The organism is Prevotella sp. MGM1 (assembly GCF_002933775.1).
Lineage (GTDB): Bacteria > Bacteroidota > Bacteroidia > Bacteroidales > Bacteroidaceae > Prevotella.
In genome coordinates this window covers 22,536-39,370 of the sequence record NZ_BEWV01000199.1, presented here as the reverse complement: position 1 = coordinate 39,370, position 16,835 = coordinate 22,536, and the positions used below count along the sequence as shown (strand labels likewise).

Annotated in this window: 18 protein-coding genes; 6 read left to right on the top strand and 12 right to left on the bottom strand. The window is 50.1% G+C overall.

Translation table 11 applies throughout. The features are described from left to right. Positions 1 to 46 precede the first annotated feature (46 nt). Positions 47 to 910: a hypothetical protein gene (locus tag MoGM_RS07810; protein ID WP_104369537.1), complete on the top strand. Its 864-nt coding sequence runs from the start codon at positions 47 to 49 to the stop codon at positions 908 to 910. Next, a complete protein-coding gene (locus MoGM_RS07805) occupies positions 907 to 2,445 on the top strand; it encodes a PepSY domain-containing protein (protein ID WP_104369523.1) in 1,539 nt (512 codons plus the stop codon). Before MoGM_RS07810 ends, MoGM_RS07805 begins: the two co-directional genes overlap by 4 nt. A 126-nt stretch (positions 2,446 to 2,571) precedes the next feature. Here MoGM_RS07805 and dnaE read toward each other — a convergent pair whose 3' ends face one another. Continuing rightward, positions 2,572 to 6,288 (bottom strand): DNA polymerase III subunit alpha, encoded by a 3,717-nt coding sequence (gene dnaE, locus MoGM_RS07800; RefSeq protein WP_104369522.1) that lies wholly within the window; start codon positions 6,286 to 6,288, stop codon positions 2,572 to 2,574. 146 nt (positions 6,289 to 6,434) lie between these two features. Between dnaE and MoGM_RS07795 the strand changes: the two genes are divergently transcribed. The 3 genes from MoGM_RS07795 to MoGM_RS07785 are packed head-to-tail and all read left to right on the top strand — an operon-like array spanning position 6,435 to position 8,218. Beyond that, the gene (locus MoGM_RS07795) at positions 6,435 to 7,124 is read left to right on the top strand and encodes a phosphatidylserine decarboxylase family protein (protein ID WP_104369521.1); all 690 of its coding nucleotides are present in this window, start codon (positions 6,435 to 6,437) and stop codon (positions 7,122 to 7,124) included. 2 nt (positions 7,125 to 7,126) lie between these two features. Beyond that, positions 7,127 to 7,837 (top strand): phosphatidylcholine/phosphatidylserine synthase, encoded by a 711-nt coding sequence (locus MoGM_RS07790; protein WP_104369520.1) that lies wholly within the window; start codon positions 7,127 to 7,129, stop codon positions 7,835 to 7,837. A 36-nt stretch (positions 7,838 to 7,873) separates the two neighbouring features. Then, a complete protein-coding gene (locus MoGM_RS07785) occupies positions 7,874 to 8,218 on the top strand; it encodes a DUF4834 family protein (RefSeq protein WP_158249583.1) in 345 nt (114 codons plus the stop codon). 336 nt (positions 8,219 to 8,554) lie between these two features. On the opposite strand, the gene MoGM_RS07780 is transcribed toward MoGM_RS07785, so the two are convergent. The 11 genes from MoGM_RS07780 to MoGM_RS07735 all read right to left on the bottom strand — a co-directional run bounded on the left by MoGM_RS07780 (position 8,555) and on the right by MoGM_RS07735 (position 16,126). Continuing rightward, complete coding sequence (locus MoGM_RS07780; protein ID WP_104369518.1) at positions 8,555 to 8,737, bottom strand: hypothetical protein; 183 nt, start codon at positions 8,735 to 8,737, stop codon at positions 8,555 to 8,557. Positions 8,738 to 8,963: 226 nt separating this feature from the next. Continuing rightward, positions 8,964 to 9,668: a hypothetical protein gene (locus MoGM_RS07775; RefSeq protein ID WP_104369517.1), complete on the bottom strand. Its 705-nt coding sequence runs from the start codon at positions 9,666 to 9,668 to the stop codon at positions 8,964 to 8,966. A 149-nt stretch (positions 9,669 to 9,817) separates the two neighbouring features. Continuing rightward, a complete protein-coding gene (locus MoGM_RS13070; RefSeq protein WP_158249582.1) occupies positions 9,818 to 9,973 on the bottom strand; it encodes a hypothetical protein in 156 nt (51 codons plus the stop codon). After that, positions 9,970 to 10,257, bottom strand: a complete 288-nt coding sequence (locus tag MoGM_RS07770) for a hypothetical protein (RefSeq protein ID WP_146078692.1) — start codon at positions 10,255 to 10,257, stop codon at positions 9,970 to 9,972. The genes MoGM_RS13070 and MoGM_RS07770 overlap by 4 nt, the downstream gene beginning before the upstream one ends. Before the next feature lie 167 nt (positions 10,258 to 10,424). After that, positions 10,425 to 10,952 (bottom strand): hypothetical protein, encoded by a 528-nt coding sequence (locus MoGM_RS07765; protein ID WP_146078691.1) that lies wholly within the window; start codon positions 10,950 to 10,952, stop codon positions 10,425 to 10,427. A gap of 86 nt (positions 10,953 to 11,038) precedes the next feature. Beyond that, positions 11,039 to 11,659, bottom strand: a complete 621-nt coding sequence (locus MoGM_RS07760; protein ID WP_146078690.1) for a hypothetical protein — start codon at positions 11,657 to 11,659, stop codon at positions 11,039 to 11,041. A gap of 31 nt (positions 11,660 to 11,690) precedes the next feature. Then, on the bottom strand, positions 11,691 to 12,038 hold the full coding sequence (locus tag MoGM_RS07755) for a DUF3244 domain-containing protein (protein WP_146078689.1): 348 nt from the start codon (positions 12,036 to 12,038) through the stop codon (positions 11,691 to 11,693). 151 nt (positions 12,039 to 12,189) lie between these two features. After that, on the bottom strand, positions 12,190 to 13,947 hold the full coding sequence (locus MoGM_RS07750) for a lipopolysaccharide assembly protein LapB (protein WP_158249581.1): 1,758 nt from the start codon (positions 13,945 to 13,947) through the stop codon (positions 12,190 to 12,192). A gap of 309 nt (positions 13,948 to 14,256) precedes the next feature. Continuing rightward, the gene (gene pyrH / locus MoGM_RS07745; RefSeq protein WP_104369511.1) at positions 14,257 to 14,967 is read right to left on the bottom strand and encodes a UMP kinase; all 711 of its coding nucleotides are present in this window, start codon (positions 14,965 to 14,967) and stop codon (positions 14,257 to 14,259) included. Between the two features lie 4 nt (positions 14,968 to 14,971). Then, complete coding sequence (locus MoGM_RS07740) at positions 14,972 to 15,730, bottom strand: biotin--[acetyl-CoA-carboxylase] ligase (RefSeq protein ID WP_104369510.1); 759 nt, start codon at positions 15,728 to 15,730, stop codon at positions 14,972 to 14,974. A 27-nt stretch (positions 15,731 to 15,757) separates the two neighbouring features. After that, positions 15,758 to 16,126, bottom strand: coding sequence for a YraN family protein (locus MoGM_RS07735; protein WP_104369509.1), 369 nt, complete (start codon positions 16,124 to 16,126; stop codon positions 15,758 to 15,760). 234 nt (positions 16,127 to 16,360) lie between these two features. Between MoGM_RS07735 and MoGM_RS07730 the strand changes: the two genes are divergently transcribed. After that, positions 16,361 to 16,813, top strand: a complete 453-nt coding sequence (locus MoGM_RS07730; RefSeq protein WP_104369536.1) for a nucleoside deaminase — start codon at positions 16,361 to 16,363, stop codon at positions 16,811 to 16,813. Positions 16,814 to 16,835 lie beyond the last annotated feature (22 nt).

Genomic DNA, 16,835 nt, shown 5'->3' with positions numbered 1-16,835 from the left:
TGCCGGCCGGCGGGCGATACACAGCGGAAGCACAATAACTTGTTTTATGGAAAGAAAAAATAACTGGTGGAAAACGGTAATGAGTTTTCTGTTGGTGCTGTTCATGATGCCTCTCGGACACGCACTGATGATAATGATGGAGCGGACGATGCCTCCCTCGGCCGTGCACGGCTGGGCTTTCGCCATGGGAGGCGCGGGGCTGGCTGTCGTGGTGGCGGGTGTTTTCGTCCGGGGCGACACCCGGCAGACGCTTCTCGGGCTTTTCGGCGGCCTGCTCTTCTGGACAGGTTGGGTGGAGTTTCTTTTTCAGTACTACGCCAACCGCTGGGGCACGCAGCCCGAGATTGTCGACGGCGAGATAGTCACCAAGCCCGAGTACCTTATTCTTCCGGCCACGTTCGGCCTGTGGATGATGGTCATGATGCTGTATGTCTTCTGCACTAAAACCGGTTGCGGCTTCATCAACTGGTGGCAACGGACGCTGTTTCTGGGGCGGAAGACGGAGATAGCGGCGCGCCCCATGACCCGGCACACGAGCATAGTGACGTTCATGGAGCTCAACATGATTCTCTGGACGAGCTATCTTCTGCTCATGTTCTGCTACGACAGCCGCTTCCTCGGCGACCGCCATCCCGTCACTTTCCTTGTCGGCGTGGGCTGTTTGGCCGGTGCCGTGCTGATGTTCCGCCGCCAGTTGCGCCTCGCTTCGTGGGGTGCCAACATACGGATGTCCATCGCCACGGTGATAGTATTCTGGACACCGGTGGAGATTCTCGGCCGCATGGACTTCTTTAACGAGATATGGGTGGAGCCGCATAAGTATGCGGTGCAGATGATAGTCATGCTCATCGCGTTCGTGTCGCTTGCCTTATATATGTGGGTTGAGGCCGTAAAGAAGAGGAAAGCGTGAGCAGGAGGACGTTGCATAAATGGACAGGGCTGGCCGCATGCTTCTTCATCGTGGTGTTTTGTGTGTCGGGCGTGTTGCTGAACCACCGCCGGGCCATTGCCGGATTGAGTGTGAGCCGCGGCTTGCTGCCCACCGTATATCGCTTTCAAGATTGGAATAACGGTTTGCTTCGCGGCACATTGGTCTGCGACGGCCGCTTTGACTGTGGCAAGCACTCGCCCGATAGTGCGGGGCGGGTGCTTGTCTATGGTGCCGGCGGGGTGTTTCTGGTGTCCGGCGAGCCTTTTGTGGCGTTGGACAGCCTGCCGGCGGGGCTATGCTCCGCCGTTCGCGTGACCGACTTTAACGACGGCTTGCCGTGTGGCGCCGATATGCGTAACATCCGTTCGATGGCGCGCGCGGCCTCGGGCACACTCTATGCGCTGTCGCCTTTCGGCCTTTTCATGCGCGGAGAGCGTGGCGGATGGTCGCAAGTGGCCCTGCCGAATGGCGGCGAGCGGCTTTCCGACATGGTGGTGTCCGGCGACAGCGTGATTGTCGTGGGACGCTCGTGCCTTTATGTTTCCGGCCCGGGCGGCAGCGGGTTCCGCCGGGTTGTATTGCGTGCTCCTGCCGGTCATGATGGCACGGTGAGCCTCTTTCGCACGGTATGGATGCTTCACAGCGGCGAATTGTTCGGCCTTTCGGGGCGTTTGGTGATGGATTTGGTCGCCGTTGTGCTTGTCGTCCTATGTATTACGGGTGTGGCTTATTGGCTGTTGCTCGGTGTGTTGAGGCGTGGAAAGGGTGGCGCGTGTATTTCTTCGGCATTGAAAAAGATGCGGCGGGTGCACGACTATGCCGGCCGCAAGACCCTGTATCTGTTGCTTTTGGTGGTTGTCACCGGGTGGAGCCTGCGCCCGCCTGTCATGATAGGATTGCTGTCGTGCGATGTTCCGGCCGTACCGTTCACGTCGTTGGACAGTGGCAATCCTTGGACGGACAAGTTGCGGATGCTGCGCAGGGATGATGTAGCGGGCGACTGGATGCTCTCCACGTCGGAAGGCTTTTACTCGTTAAAGGAGTTCGGGAGTGTTCCCGAGCCGTTGCGCGAAGCTCCCGCTGTCAGTGTGATGGGCTTGAACGTGCTTGAACGTGAGCCGGGAGGCAACCGTTGGCTTGCCGGCTCGTTCTCGGGGATGTACCTTTGGGACAGGAGTACGGGGCGCATTACCGACCGGTTTACCGGCGACAGTGTTTCGCCCGAGCCGGGGCCTCCATTCGGCAAGCATGCCGTGAGCGGCTATTCAGCCGATATATGTGTGCGTTCGGCTACCGGCGAGCCGATGCCCACGGTAGTGGAGTATGATAACGGGACATCAGTGATCGGACAACCGGAATGCCTTTCCACGTTGCCAATGTCGCTGTGGAACGTGGCTCTCGAAGCGCATACGGGCCGGATATACACATCTTCCGGTGTGTTTGCGCTCTTGTTTATATTTGTCATGGGCATACTTGCGGCTGTTTGCCTGTGGAGCGGCAGGCGGAGGAGATGATGATAATGTCTGTGTGAAGGCTTTTTGAGTTTTAATGGAATAAAAAACAGATGGTCGTGAGCTTTCGTTCACGACCATCTGCTTTATTTGTTGCCTGATGTTTGAAATGCCGTCGGCGTTCGTCCGTCAGTTAATCTTATAGTCGAGCACGTTCTTGTTCTGCTCGATATAGGCTATGAGATTTCGTTTTACGTCTACCATCCGGTTGCCGCTGCGTAGCAACACGTGGTTCTTGCCGCTCGAATCGTGCAGGCGGAAGAACAGTTTGGTCTGTCCGGGGTTCTCGTTTATGATCTCGTTCAGTTCGGTAACGATCTGGTCGTTCAGCTCATCTGTTAGAAGTGAGATGGTTATCCGGTCGATGGCCTTGTCTTTCACAGACTGTAAGTACTCGATGTTTTGGAGGCGAAGGTCGAAGAATTTGCTGTCGCGGTAGCGTTGCTGGCACTTCGCTGTCATGTAAATGGTGCATCCTTCCTTGAACATGCCGTTCCAGCGTCCCCATTCCTCACCGAAGAGTGCCAGCTCGCCGGAGCCTTCGAAATCTTCTATCGTCACGAAACCGCATGGCTTTCCGTTTTTCGTGAACTTCGAAGTGACAGCCGTGACGATACCTCCCATGATGATGTCTTCCCGGTCTTGGAGTTGCGAAATGTCCGATAGCTCGCTGCATTTGGTGTTGCAAAGATTGTCAAGTATTATCTTGTACTCGTCGAGCGGGTGCGCCGATATGTATATACCGACAAGATCCCGTTCCTTGTTGAGCCGCTCGATATCGCTCCACATCTCGCCCCTTATTATCGGCGGGGTGGCAATCTCCACTTCGTTGTCGCCTCCGAAGAGCGAGTTGCGCATCTGGTTCATCTCCATTTGGAATGTCTGTCCGTAACGTACGAAGGTATCTATGAATGCCTCGCCTTTCGGATTTTTGGCAAAGAAGTCCTCGCGCCTGATGCCGAAGCTGTCGAAACCGCCGCTGAGCACGAGCGATTCGACGCATTTCCGGTTTACGGCGTTGAGGTTGATACGCTGTATGAAGTCGAAAATGCTCTTGTAAGGGCCGTTCGTTTCGCGTTCCGATATGATGGCGTCGGCCGCCGTTCCGCCCACGCCCTTTATGGCGCTGATGCCGAACCGGATTTCCCCTTTCTTGTTTACGCTGAACTTCTGGCGGCTCTCGTTCACGTCGGGGCCGAGCGTCGGGATGCCCATCGCGCGGCATTCGTCCATGAACTTGGTGATATCGTTTATGTTGTCGAGACTTCGGCTCATGATGCCAGCCATGAATTCGGCCGGGTAGTGCGCTTTGAGATATGCTGTCTGGTAAGCCACCCACGAGTAGCACGTGGCGTGACTCTTGTTGAATGCGTATGAGGCGAACTTCTCCCAGTCGGACCATATCTTTTCAAGTACTTTCGGATCGTGGCCGTTTGCCTTGCCGCCTTCTATGAATTTAGGCTTCATGGCGTCTACGATGGCCTTCTTCTTCTTTCCCATCGCCTTGCGGAGGGCGTCGCTCTCGCCTCTGGTGAAGTTGGCGAGTTGCCGGGAGAGAAGCATGACCTGCTCCTGATAGACCGTAATCCCGTATGTGTCTTTCAGGTACTTCTCCATGCAGGGGATATCGTATTTAATCTCTTCCCGTCCGTTTTTACGTGCGATGAACGACGGAATGTAGTCCATGGGCCCCGGACGGTAGAGCGCGTTCATGGCAATCAGGTCCTCGAAGACCGACGGCTGCAGCTCGCGGAGATACTTTTGCATGCCGGCGGACTCGAACTGGAACGTGCCTATCGTGCGGCCTTCGCAGTAAAGCCGGTATGTCAGCTCGTCGTCTATCGGTATGTTGTCGAGATCTATCTCCACACCGTGCCTCAGTCTGACGTTCTCCACGGCCTCTTTGAGCTGTGACAACGTTTTGAGGCCGAGGAAGTCCATCTTGATGAGGCCGGTCTCCTCGATGACGTGGCCGTCGTATTGCGTGCAGAGCAACTTGTGGCCGGGATTGCTTTTGTCTTCGGCCGTAGACACCGGCACCCAGTCGCTGATGGCATCGCGGCATATAATCGTTCCGCAGGCGTGTATGCCGGTGTTTCGCACCGTGCCTTCGAGCATCTTGGCGTATCTTATCGTCTCGCTTTCGAGTTTGTTGGCGCTGGCTTCCGCCTCTCTCAGTTCGGGGATTACGCTTATGGCATTGGCCAGGTTCATCTTCAGGCCATTGGGCAGTTTGTCGGGGATAGCGTTACATAGCTGTTTGCTTCGTTCGAGCGGCAGTTTCTCCACGCGCGCCACATCCTTGATGGAATTCTTGGTTGCCATGGTTCCATAGGTAATGATGTGCGCTACCTTGTCGTGCCCGTACTTGTCTTCCACCCATTCGAGCACACGACCGCGGCCGTCGTCGTCGAAGTCGGTATCTATATCGGGGAGCGAAATTCGGTCGGGATTGAGGAAGCGCTCGAACAGGAGGTCATATTTGATGGGGTCTATCTTGGTGATGCCGAGGCAATAGGCCACCACCGAACCGGCAGCCGAGCCGCGCCCCGGACCGACCATCACCCCCAGCTCCTCGCGGGCGGAGTTGATAAAGTCCTGCACGATGAGGAAGTAGCCGGGAAATCCCATCGTCTTCATTATGTGCAGTTCGAAGTTCACACGTTCCTTCACTTCGTCAGACAGTGGCGTGCCGTAGAGCTTGTACGCTCCGTCGTAGGCCAGTTTGCTCAGATAGTCGGCCTCGAACTTGATACGGTACAGACGGTCGTATCCGCCCAGTTTCTTTATTTTTTTCGCTCCTTCCTCGGGCGGAAGCGGATTTTGGCCGTTCTCGTCCGATGTGAATTCGTCATACAGTTGCTGTTCCGTGAGTCTCGCACGGTATTCTTCTTCCGTGCCGAACTCCTCGGGGATTGGGAAGAACGGCATGATTGGATCGTGGTCTATCGAGTATGTCTCCACCTTGTCGAGTATTTCGCAGGTGTTGGCCAGCGCTTCGGGAACGTCGGAGAACACCTCGTTCATTTCCTCCCTGGTCTTGAACCATTCCTGTTTCGAATACAGCATGCGTGTAGGGTCATCGAGATCTTTACCGGTAGACAGGCAAAGCAGACGGTCGTGTGCCTCGGCGTTCTCCTCGTCTACGAAGTGGCTGTCGTTCGTGCATACCAGTTTCACGCCGTGCTTGTGGGCCAGTTCGATTATAACCTTGTTGGCTCTTTGCTGTAAAGGAAACGTCTCACGATTGGCCTTAATATCGGGGCGCTTCACCTCATGCCGTTGCAATTCCAGGTAATAGTCGTCGCCGAATACCCGCTTGAACCATAAAATGGCTTCCTCGGCACCCTTTATGTCATTGTTAAGAATCTTGGCGGGCACCTCGCCGGCGATGCACGCCGAGCAGACGATGAGTCCCTCGCTGTGCTTTTCCAGTTCCACGTGGTCCGTTCTCGGTCGTCCGTAGAAGCCCTCTACCCATGCTTTCGACACCAGTTTAATAAGGTTGTGATAGCCGCGTTCGTTTTTCGCCAGCACCACAAGGTGATTACCGCCTGAGTCTCCCGCAGACTTGTCCTTGTCTGTAAGCCGTCGGCCGTTGCGCACCACATACATCTCACAACCGAAAATAGGCTTGAACGGTTCCTCGCCCTTGTCCTTGCGCTTGCCGTTGATGCCTTTGCAGTAGTTGAAAAACTCTTTTATGCCCATCATGTTGCCGTGGTCGGTGATTGCCATTCCGCGCATACCGTTGCCCACGGCCTTGTCCACGAGCTTGGGGATGCTCGCCTGGCCGTCAAGGATAGAGTAGTAGGTGTGAACGTGTAGGTGTACGAAATCTTGCATGCGGTATCTTTGTCTGTTCCTGATTTTTGAGGCGTAAAGTTACGCTTAAAACCTGATACAGCCAAAGAATAAAGGTAAAAAGTTTGCGGGGTAAGTAAAAAAAGAGTACCTTTGCAAGGCATATACATATAACCTGAAACTTACTGATGGATAAAAGACTTAGGAAACTGAAAAAGATTAGAATACATCGTGAAGGAACAAACACTCTGACTGTAAGTCTTATCTTGCTCATAGCCGTGGCTTTTCTGCTGTGGCGTTATGTCGATTGCAAGGTGCCGTTCGCTGCGTTTGTGTGCGTTTTCAGTATTGTTTGGATGATTGTGCTCAACTTCTATCGCTGCCCGAAACGTTTTTTCGAGGGCAGCACCGAGCGTACTGTTGTGGCACCGGCAGACGGTACGATAGTGGTAATAGAGGAAGTTGAGGAGAACGAGTATTTCCATGACCGCCGTTTGATGATATCCATCTTCATGAGTCTGTTCAATGTTCATGCCAACTGGTTCCCCGTGGACGGCAAGGTGAAGTTTGTAAAGCATCGCAACGGTAATTTCCACAAGGCCTGGCTGCCAAAGGCCAGTGAGGAGAACGAGCGCGCCGACGTGATGATCGAGACCCCCGAGGGCGAGCAGGTGCTCTGCCGCCAGATAGCGGGAGCCATGGCGCGCCGCATCGTCACATACGCCAAGGCGGGCGAAGAGTGCTTCATCGACGAGCATCTCGGTTTCATAAAGCTCGGCTCTCGGGTGGATGTGTTCCTGCCGTTAGGCACCGAGGTGTGCGTGAAGATGGGTCAGAAGACCACAGGTGACCTCACGGTAATAGCAAAAATGAAGTGACAATGGCCAACAGTATCAAACGTCATATACCCAACTCGATAACATCATGCAACCTCATGTCGGGGTGTGTGGCAGTATACAACGCCTTTCTCGGATGTTACGAGACGGCGTTTCTTTTTATAATAATTGGTGCGGTGTTTGATTTCTTTGATGGAATGAGCGCACGTTTGCTCGGTGTATCGTCGCCAATAGGCAAGGAACTTGACTCCCTTGCCGACTGCGTCACTTTCGGTGTGGCTCCATCTGCGATGATATTTACCTTTCTCGATACCGCCATATATCCGCCGTCTGTCGGCATTATCGGTACTTTCATTCCCTATGTGGCGTTTGTCATGGCTGCTTTTTCGGCTCTCCGCCTTGCCAAGTTCAATCTCGATGAGCGGCAGACCACTTCTTTCATCGGCCTGCCGACTCCCGCCAATGCGCTCTTTTGGGCATCACTGATCGTCGGAGGAGGCTCGGTGCTTTCGTCATCGCCATGGGCGGTGGCCGCTGTTGTGCTGATGGTGTTCGTCAGCAGTTTGGTTCTAGTGGCCGAGATACCCATGTTTGCCCTCAAATTCAAGACGTGGGGGTGGAGCGGCAACGAGGTCAAGTATATCTTCATCGTCACCTGCGTGCCGATGCTTCTGTTGCTCGGCATGAGCGGTTTTGCCGCCGTCATAGCGTGGTATGTGGCTTTGTCGGTGTTCACATCGCGCCGCAAGGCATAGTCACCAAGTCTTTATCTGCCCATGTTGCAAGGCCTGTTGTTCATATTATTGTTGATGTTCGTCATCATTGCCGTGGCGGCCATGGTGGTGGTACGCATTGTGGCGAGAGGTCTCGGCATGTTTCGCGACGCGGCACGCGCTGCCACGGGCGATTTCACCGGAGGCAGCCGTGCAGGAAACCGCAACGGCGACCGACAGCGTGCCGGCGGCAGATCGTCATCGTCGGCATGGAACGGCATGAACGGCGGAACAGCCGGCGCACGGACACACACCACCGCCTCGGGTACAACCATTATCGACAACCGCGACCCCGCGACCGCCGACCGTAAGATATTCGCCGACGGCGATGGTGAATATGTGGACTTCGAGGAAAGCGTTTAACGGTAAAAATGCATTTTTACCGTTAAAATTCTCTTGCATTCCGCTTTAAAATTTTGTATATTAGCAACGGATATTTTGTTTTGAGACAATTGAAAAAGTATCAAAAAACAAAGAAAAACAAGTGTATGCCGTTTATATATTTGCATAAATATTTACTCATGGCGTATAAAAATACAGTTATTGTATTGTGATTTTATTTTTACATATCACTCATTACGAAACAGTTGAATAATCAAAAGCCACCGTGCCGGTTTTCTCATAGTCCGAGGCCGAGATATATGAAACTATGGTGTCCGATGTATTCTGTCCGAGAGTGAGCATAGCGGCAACCCACGCTCAGCAACCCGTGCGATGAAGACTTGCCTGTTTGCAGAACGACGCTCCTATGTTCGGCTCAATGCCGAGACACAGGTTTTTCGTCGTGGCGTTGGGGTTGCACTGTGCCATAATGCTCGTCGGCAGCATGGCCGCCAACAGCAGTATGAAGATCATTTTCTTCATGTTTTCTTGTCTCTTCATGCCATTATGTTTATTGTTGTTATCATTTATATATTCCTCGGCACTGTTTTCACCATGTTAATGCGGTGTGATATTATAACAGTGAGTATTCCATATCTCTTGTCAAACTGTATAGTTGTCGTGGCTTATTGTCTACAAAAGTACGAATAAACAGCGGAAAGCGCAACAATCTAAAGTATAAAATGTCACTGCCGTGCAGCGGAGAGTATGTATCTTGCTGTTGCAATCATCTGTCGCGCGCAGCAAATCGCATCGTGTCGAGGGTGAGAATGACGACAATCACCAACGCTAAGGCGATGCAATATACAAACGAGGCTTTGCCCACGCTCCGGTATATGTATGGCGAGCACAAAGCCAGCGGGACGGCCAAGAATGTCATGGGCAGATATTTTTCCCTCTCTTCGGGCATCAGTGCTTCCTCGCTTGTCATCAGGTAGAAACCGATGAGGAAAGCCACGGCCGCCAGCGAGAGAAACACTACGTCGAGAAGCGACGGGTATCTGAAATTACATATCACGATGACGGTGTATGTCAGCACCGTGAGCGCAATCTCGGTGTACACTATCCACGTGTTCCGGTGATCTATGGGGTAGTACCTCTTTGGCGGGTCTTCGCGGCAAACATACCGCATCATGTCTGCCAGGGGCACGCAGATAAGTATCATGCACAATTGCAGATGCTCGGAGTCGGCGAATGCCGCAACCATGAACAAGCCCCCGGCGACGAAGGCATCGCCCGTGAGCGTGAGGTGGGCGAGGTTCTTGTTGTCCGATTTCAGGAAGCAGGTAGACAGGTATATGGCCATGCTTGCTATCAGCGTGAACCGGGTGAAGAGCCATAACGGCGTGTCGGGCGTGAAGAACCACGTGATTATTATCAAGAAAAACGTGAAGAATAGCGGCATGAATATTCCGGGATTTGATATTCTCATTGTGGTTAAGGGTATTTGTTTGTTTTACGATTGATTGGCGAAAGTGAGGCCGCCGCATGTCTGCATGTAGATAGTGTAACATCTTTATTGGTTATGGCGGCAGGCTGCGGGGCCTCACTTGGTGTTTATGGTATCGGTATTATATAAGGTTAGAACCTGAAACCGCATTCTATAAACACGCAGTAGGTGTCTTGAATGCCCGGTGTGTGGTATGATGTGTGCCTGAAACCGATGCCCGTGACAGGAGCGGAAACGGATTTCCGCTGATAGTAGTACAGTCCTACGTCGTATGAAGTGAATTTCAAATCATTGCCTCCCAGTGTGGAGTTGATGGAAGTGCGGATGTCGAGCGACTGACCTTCGGGTACGTATCTCGTGCCGTTTTTCTACCGGAAGATTCTGTATCCGATGCTTCCGCCGATGACATCGGGTGACGAGAAGAGGTTTTCAAGTCATTGTTGTTATACAATGTCAGTGTCGGTTTCCAGTTGAACGCCACAGACAACTTTTTTATCGGCTCAAAACCCAATGTCAGGTTAAGTGCTCCGGCTTCGGTGCCATGCTGCCTGAAACTTGCGTCTAACTTCAATTCGGTGTACAAGCCAAATCTGGCCACTTCATCTTTCCTTTTCTTCTGCGTGCATAAGAAAAGGAGCTGCTATCAGCAGGGCTGTCAATATAAATTTGTTCATGGATGAATGCTTTTTGTTTTTGTATTTATTAGTATTGATATCTTTTTATGATTATATTAAATAATCATAGTCCGAAACCAAGTGCGAAATAGATGAAATTATGGTGCCCGATGTCTTCTGTCCTCGAGTGGGCATAGCGGTAGCCCAGGCTCAGTGAGCCGTTCGACGACGATTTGCCTATTTGCGGAACGAAACTCACCGATACGTCATAGAACGTATTTTTCCAGTCGGCGTGCCCTATCGTGCTTCCCATTTTGGCTTTCATCTGCCAGTGACTTTTGGCGTTTTTTACGAATTGGTATGCCAGTCCGCCGGCGAGTCCCGTGTTCGAGAAATACGTTTTCACGTCGTCCATCTTGTAGTAGTTGTATGTCTGCTCCACGCTTCCCACGATGTTCAGCCGCCCTTGTATGCCCAAGTAAAGGTCGAGGGCATAGTTGTTCATCCTCATCCCCTTGTTGCCGAACGACGCTCCTATATTCGGCTCGATGCCGAGGCATAGGTATTTCGTCGTGGCGTTGGGGTTGCACTGTGCATTTCCGCTCATGGGCAGCATGGCAAGAAATACTGATAAAATAAAAAAATGCTTCATGTTATTTTTTTTATGCAGTAGTCATATAGTGTTCATAACACAATATCATCATATAGTGTTATGAACATTATCAGTGTATATGGCTATTATTCAAAATAAATACGATATCCGCCATTTGTACCAAGACTGGGGTTATATTGGTAATCACCTTTTTTCATTGTAAGTGAGGTTGGCATTTTTTCAATATGGCCTGCATAAACAGGATTTCCTATACTATCTAATTCGATTTTGTCCGCATGAATTTTATCGTATGTGCCAGTCAAATTACAATCAATATGCAAATTTGGTATCTCTTCGGGATTGATATCTTTTAGCGGTTCAGATAAGAATAAATCTACAAATTTTTTCCCATTTTCGTCTTGTTGCAAATAGGTTGTAACATATTTTTTATCGTATGTTAATTTGGTGTTTTTAGGGAACCATTCAAAATTGCATAATCCGAAGCCTCGGCAGTTTCTGCTTGTTCTTCCCCATTCAGACCATCTGCATATAACTATCGTAACGTTATTTTTTTCAGAATAATCTGGGTTTACTTTATCAGTGCGAGTTTGGGAATTATTAAGTGCCAACTGATCATTTAATGACATATATTTAAATGTCCTTGCAACTTCATCCGATGGCTCGGTATCATTATTTACGTATTCTTCATTGCTGCAAGAAGCAAGCATTACTACTGCGAGCATAGTGCTCATTAAAATATTTTTCATTTTGTTGATTTTTAAATTGATTATAATTTGTTTATTCAAAATATCCGTAAACGTATTTATCCTTATAGTAAATCTCGATAGTGAATTTGTCGTTTTGATATTCTTCGGGAATGCTTAATGTGGTTTCTGCCGGGTTTATCATTTTCTTTTTATCATAGATTGTGTTTCCGGTGGCATCTTTTATTATAATATGTGCATTATATATAATGGTGTCTGCGCTGATGGTAACTTCGTCTTTGTCGTACTTTACCGTGGGGACTTCAAAGCGATGTTGGTCAGTTTTTGGAATATCCCAATGTAGTTCAACTGTTTTTCCCTGTGCGTGCATGCCCATACTTGTGATGATTGCCATGCAACAAATCATAAATTTCTTTTTCATACTTTTATTTTTTTCGATTTCGTTTGATTTCTGATTTCGATGCAAAAGTATGAATACGAAAAAAGAATGCCAACGAAAAGCGTTGACATTAAGTTGACAATAGCCGTCAAGAGTTGACAGGTTATTGACAAAAGAGAGCTAAATTATTGGTTTACAGGGATTTGATGAAAGCGTCAAAGTCTTTTGCGGTTCCGTCGTTTCCGAATAGTTTTTCTTGCAACCGCTTTCTGGCTTTCGATATTCCGCTGGTGGAGAGGCTCAGGAGGGTGCCTATGTCTTTTATCGGAATATCGAGTCTGATGAGCATGCAGATGCGATATTCCTGCGTGCTGATATCATGATATTCGTAGATTGTGTTGCGGAAATTCTCAATTTCTGCGTTGATAGTCTCGTCGAGTGTTTTCCATTCATCAACGTGCAGCACCTTGTCTGCCTTTGCCCGCTGAATGATTGTTTTATATATTTCGGTATTTGCGAGTCTTGCTCTTGCCGCCTCGTTTCTTGCTTGTTTTCGTTTCGCGTTTTCGTTGGCGAGTATCAGGTCTGCCTTTTGCTGCTCTATCTTTTCCGTGAGGCTTTTGTTTTCGTTGGCGGTGGAGAACAGTTGTTTTTCCAGTTCGGCTATTTTGGCTTTGTTTTCGTTGATGTATGCCTCGCTTTGCTTGAACAGTTCCGCTTTCATTCGTTTGAATTTCTCGGTCTGCTCCTTGCGTTTTTGGACGTTTCTGATGATGTATATTGCGAGAATTCCCGATATTGCGCAGATTATTATGCAGCTGAACAGAATGATGTTCAGCTGCGATGCATTTTCGGCTTTCAGCTCCAAGTTCTCTTTTTCGCGCAGTTTATAGTTATATAGTGAGCTCATTCTAGCCACAGATTCGGCGGCGGTGATTTTAAATATGGAGTCTATATGGGTCTTGGTTAACTGCATATATTTCTCGACGTTGATATAGTCACCTTTATTCAAATAAATTTTGGCAAGACTTTCGCTTGCAGTTTGTTTTGCGTGCATAGTACCAATGTCTAATAACTTCATGGAATATTTATATGCGGAATCATATTGGTTAGTTTGCATATAAATATTGACAGCCATATTATAATCATGGCTTTTACTTTTATTCTCATTGTTATATAAATTGGCTTTGAGCAGTTTTAGAGCAGTATCATAGTCTTGTTTTTTTATATATAAATTGGTTATAGATGAATTTATATCATTTATTATTTCATGATTATTTATTTTTGTAGCAAAAGACATTGCCTTTTTGAAATATATAAGGCAACTATCTAGACTTTTGTTGTATCTGTGTATGTCTGCAATATCTCGTAAAGAATATACCATGTTCACGGTATCTTTTAGAATGCTATCGTATTTATATGCTTTCAAATGTGCTTGTAATGCTTCTTCATAAAGGTATTGTTGCCCGAAAATAAATCCCTCTTGTGCGCTAATATTGCTCAGGAGCCGATAGTTTTTGCTGTCTTTCAGCGTTTCTTCCGCTTTTTGGTAAAATTCGATGGCGCGTGGGGCATCGTTTAGATCACGGTAAACGCTTCCGGCATAGTAGTATACCTCGGGCAGAAGCCGGCTGTCGCCGCCATTCTCGTAATATTCCACAAGTTTGAGAATAGCACTGTCCGACGTGTGCGTGGCGTATGCCTTGTCGGCCGCTTTGATGCGCAGCAACTCGTAGTACATCCGCTCATGCTCGGGAGCGGCCGCCATTGCGCTGCTGATAGAGTCGAGCATGGCCGTCGCATCATTGGGATTTACGGATGTAAGACTGTCCGCCTCAATCAGTTCCCGGCGGTATTCGGGTGCCGAGCAGGCGGATAAAACTACCGTGGCTACTGCCGCTGCCACTATATATAATATGTATGTGCGATGCGAATAAAAACGTTTTGACATATCGTCAACCATAAAGAATCATTACACTAAGTTGCAAAATTAATATATTTTTCGGATATAAGCAATAAAAGATGAGTATAGTGAAACCTTTTAGGCTGTGCGAACGGAAATACACGGGATATGGAGTTGAGGCAAAAAAGAAAAGGGGAAAGCCGGAACGGCTTTCCCCGATATTTGCGGCCGTTTGCCCGCCGATTGGCAATGTGTCGCTTATTGTTTGTAATTTGTTTTGCTTTCGGCTCACATTCCGCTGCTTGCGGCAGCCTCGTCGGGTGGGCATCATACCGTGAATGTGCGTCGGCAAGGTTGTCAGTTGTGTACCAGCGTGCCGATAGGCTCGCCGTCCATCACCTTTTTCAGGTTGCCGACAACGTCCATGTTGAACACGTATATCGGCAGGTTGTTCTCCTTGCACATCGTGGTTGCCGTGAGATCCATCACCTTTAAGCCGCGGGTGTAAATCTCGTCGTATGTTATCTCGTCGAACTTGGTGGCCTCGGGGTCTTTCTCAGGGTCTGCGGTATAAATACCGTCGACACGTGTTCCCTTCAACATCACGTCGGCCTCGATTTCTATTCCGCGCAGCGACGAGCCGGTGTCGGTGGTGAAGTAGGGACTGCCCGTGCCTGCCGAGAAGATGCAGACGCGGCCTGCTTCCATGGCCTCGATGGCGCGCCACTTGGTATAGAACTCGCCTATCGGCTCCATGCGGATAGCCGTGAGCACGCTGGTGCGCACGCCGATGGCTTCGAGTGCCGAACTGAGTGCGAGCGAGTTGATAACCGTGGCGCACATACCCATCTGGTCGCCTTTCACCCGGTCGAAGCCTTTCTGCGAGCCGCTGAGGCCCCGGAAGATATTGCCCCCGCCGATTACGATGCCTATCTGCACTCCCATTTCGCTCACTTCCTTAATCTGGCGGGCGTAGTCGGCCAGCCGTTCGGGGTCTATTCCGTAGTTCTGGTTGCCCATGAGGCTCTCGCCGCTGAGCTTCAACAATATTCTTTTGTACTTTGCCATAATGTTATTTGTTGTTTGATTGATTGCTGTTTATGATGAAAGACACCTCTTTGAAGGCGTATTCGCGTCGCTTCCCGTCTGCCGTAGCGAGCGTTAGCATGCCGTTGGGACTTACTGATTCTATCGTGGCGTCAAACTCTCCGTCCTTGTCCCGGTATGCGTGGATGCCGTGTCGGCGGTATAATGCCTCCTTGTACATGGCGTGTATGTCATCGTGGTGTCCGCCGTCTATCATGTCGAGATATGTCGACAGGTGTCTGATGAATACTCCGAGAACCTCCATTCGGTCGGCATCCTTTCCGTTGATTACCGCCAGTGACGTCGGGTTTGGAGCGTCGCCGGCAAACAGCCGCTGGTTTATGTTGATGCCCGTACCTATTATGCAACTCGTGACGAGGCCGTGGGCGATGGTGCATTCGGACAGGGTGCCGCTTATTTTGCAGTCGCCGTGATACACGTCGTTAGGCCATTTGACGCAGATGCCGTCCGTGTGTCGTTCCAACGCGTCTTTTACAGCCAACGCTCCCGCTTCGAGCAATACGAACTGCCGGTGTGCCTGTACATTTTTCGGATATGCCTTGACGGCGAGCAATAGGTTCTTTCCGGCTTCGCTTTCCCACCGGTTGGTGCCTTGGCCCCGGCCGGCGGTCTGGTTTTCGGCGCATACCACTGTCATGCGGGTTCCCTCTTCGCCACGGTAATACCGCAGGAAATCTATCGTCGAGCCGGTCTCTTCGATGAAAATAGTCTTTATATGTTCCATTGTGTGGGTTTCTCTGCCGTTCTTATATCAGTAAGGCAGCGGGGTGAAAGCGTCCTTGATGTGGTTTATACTGTATTCGCCTCCGCTGGCTCCGGTGACGGCAATGATGTCGAAACGTATCGGAGCGTCTATTCCATGTTTCTTCACGAAAGCGTTTGCCGCCATTGCCAGCGAGCGCATCTTGCGGCTGTCGACGGCCGTTTCCGGTTCCGTCAGTGTGTTTCCGGCTCTTGTTTTAACCTCGGCTATCACCAAAGTGTCTCTGTCTACGGCTATTATGTCGATGTCGCGATGGCCGAACCGCCAGTTGCGACGCATGATACCGTACCCTTTTTGTTCGAGAAAGTCGGCTGCGACGCGTTCTCCCCATTGCCCGAAATCATTGTGTTCTGCCATCTGTCTCGTTCTTTTTATATGTTGTCCGATTTGTGGATATGCTTGTAATGCGTTTGTAGCGGCTTATCGGCAGGCGGACGGTTGGTTTGTTGTTTATTATTGCAAAAATAGCATTTTTATCCCGTTCGTCAAAGAATTTGTATTACTTTTGTATCAGATAAGTTGTGCCTTGGCGACCAATGCTGTCCACATCGCTTAGGCCCACTTGTCGCAGTATATAAAAATAATATGGATATGACGGCGGAAGAGCAACTTAAAGAAGACGAGAAGTATATGCGCAAGGCCATTACAGAGGCCGAAGAGGCACTCAAAGCCGGCGAGATTCCCATCGGGGCGGTGATAGTGTGCAAAGGGAAGATAATATCGAGAGCACATAATCTCACCGAGACTCTTAACGACGTGACAGCCCATGCCGAGATGCAGGCCATTACATCGGCCGCCAATATGCTTGGCGGCAAGTATCTCACCGGATGTACTTTGTATGTGACGGTCGAGCCGTGTGCCATGTGTGCGGGCGCTATCGGGTGGGCACAGATACCCCGTATAGTTTATGGCGCGCCCGATGAGAAACGCGGCTATAAAAAACTTGCCCCCGGTGCGATGCATCCGAAGGCAGAGATAGTCACCGGCGTGCTCGGTGATGAGTGCGCCATGATGATGAAAGAATTTTTCCGCAGTCTGAGATAGGGCGTCCGTTGTCGTGCGGGGT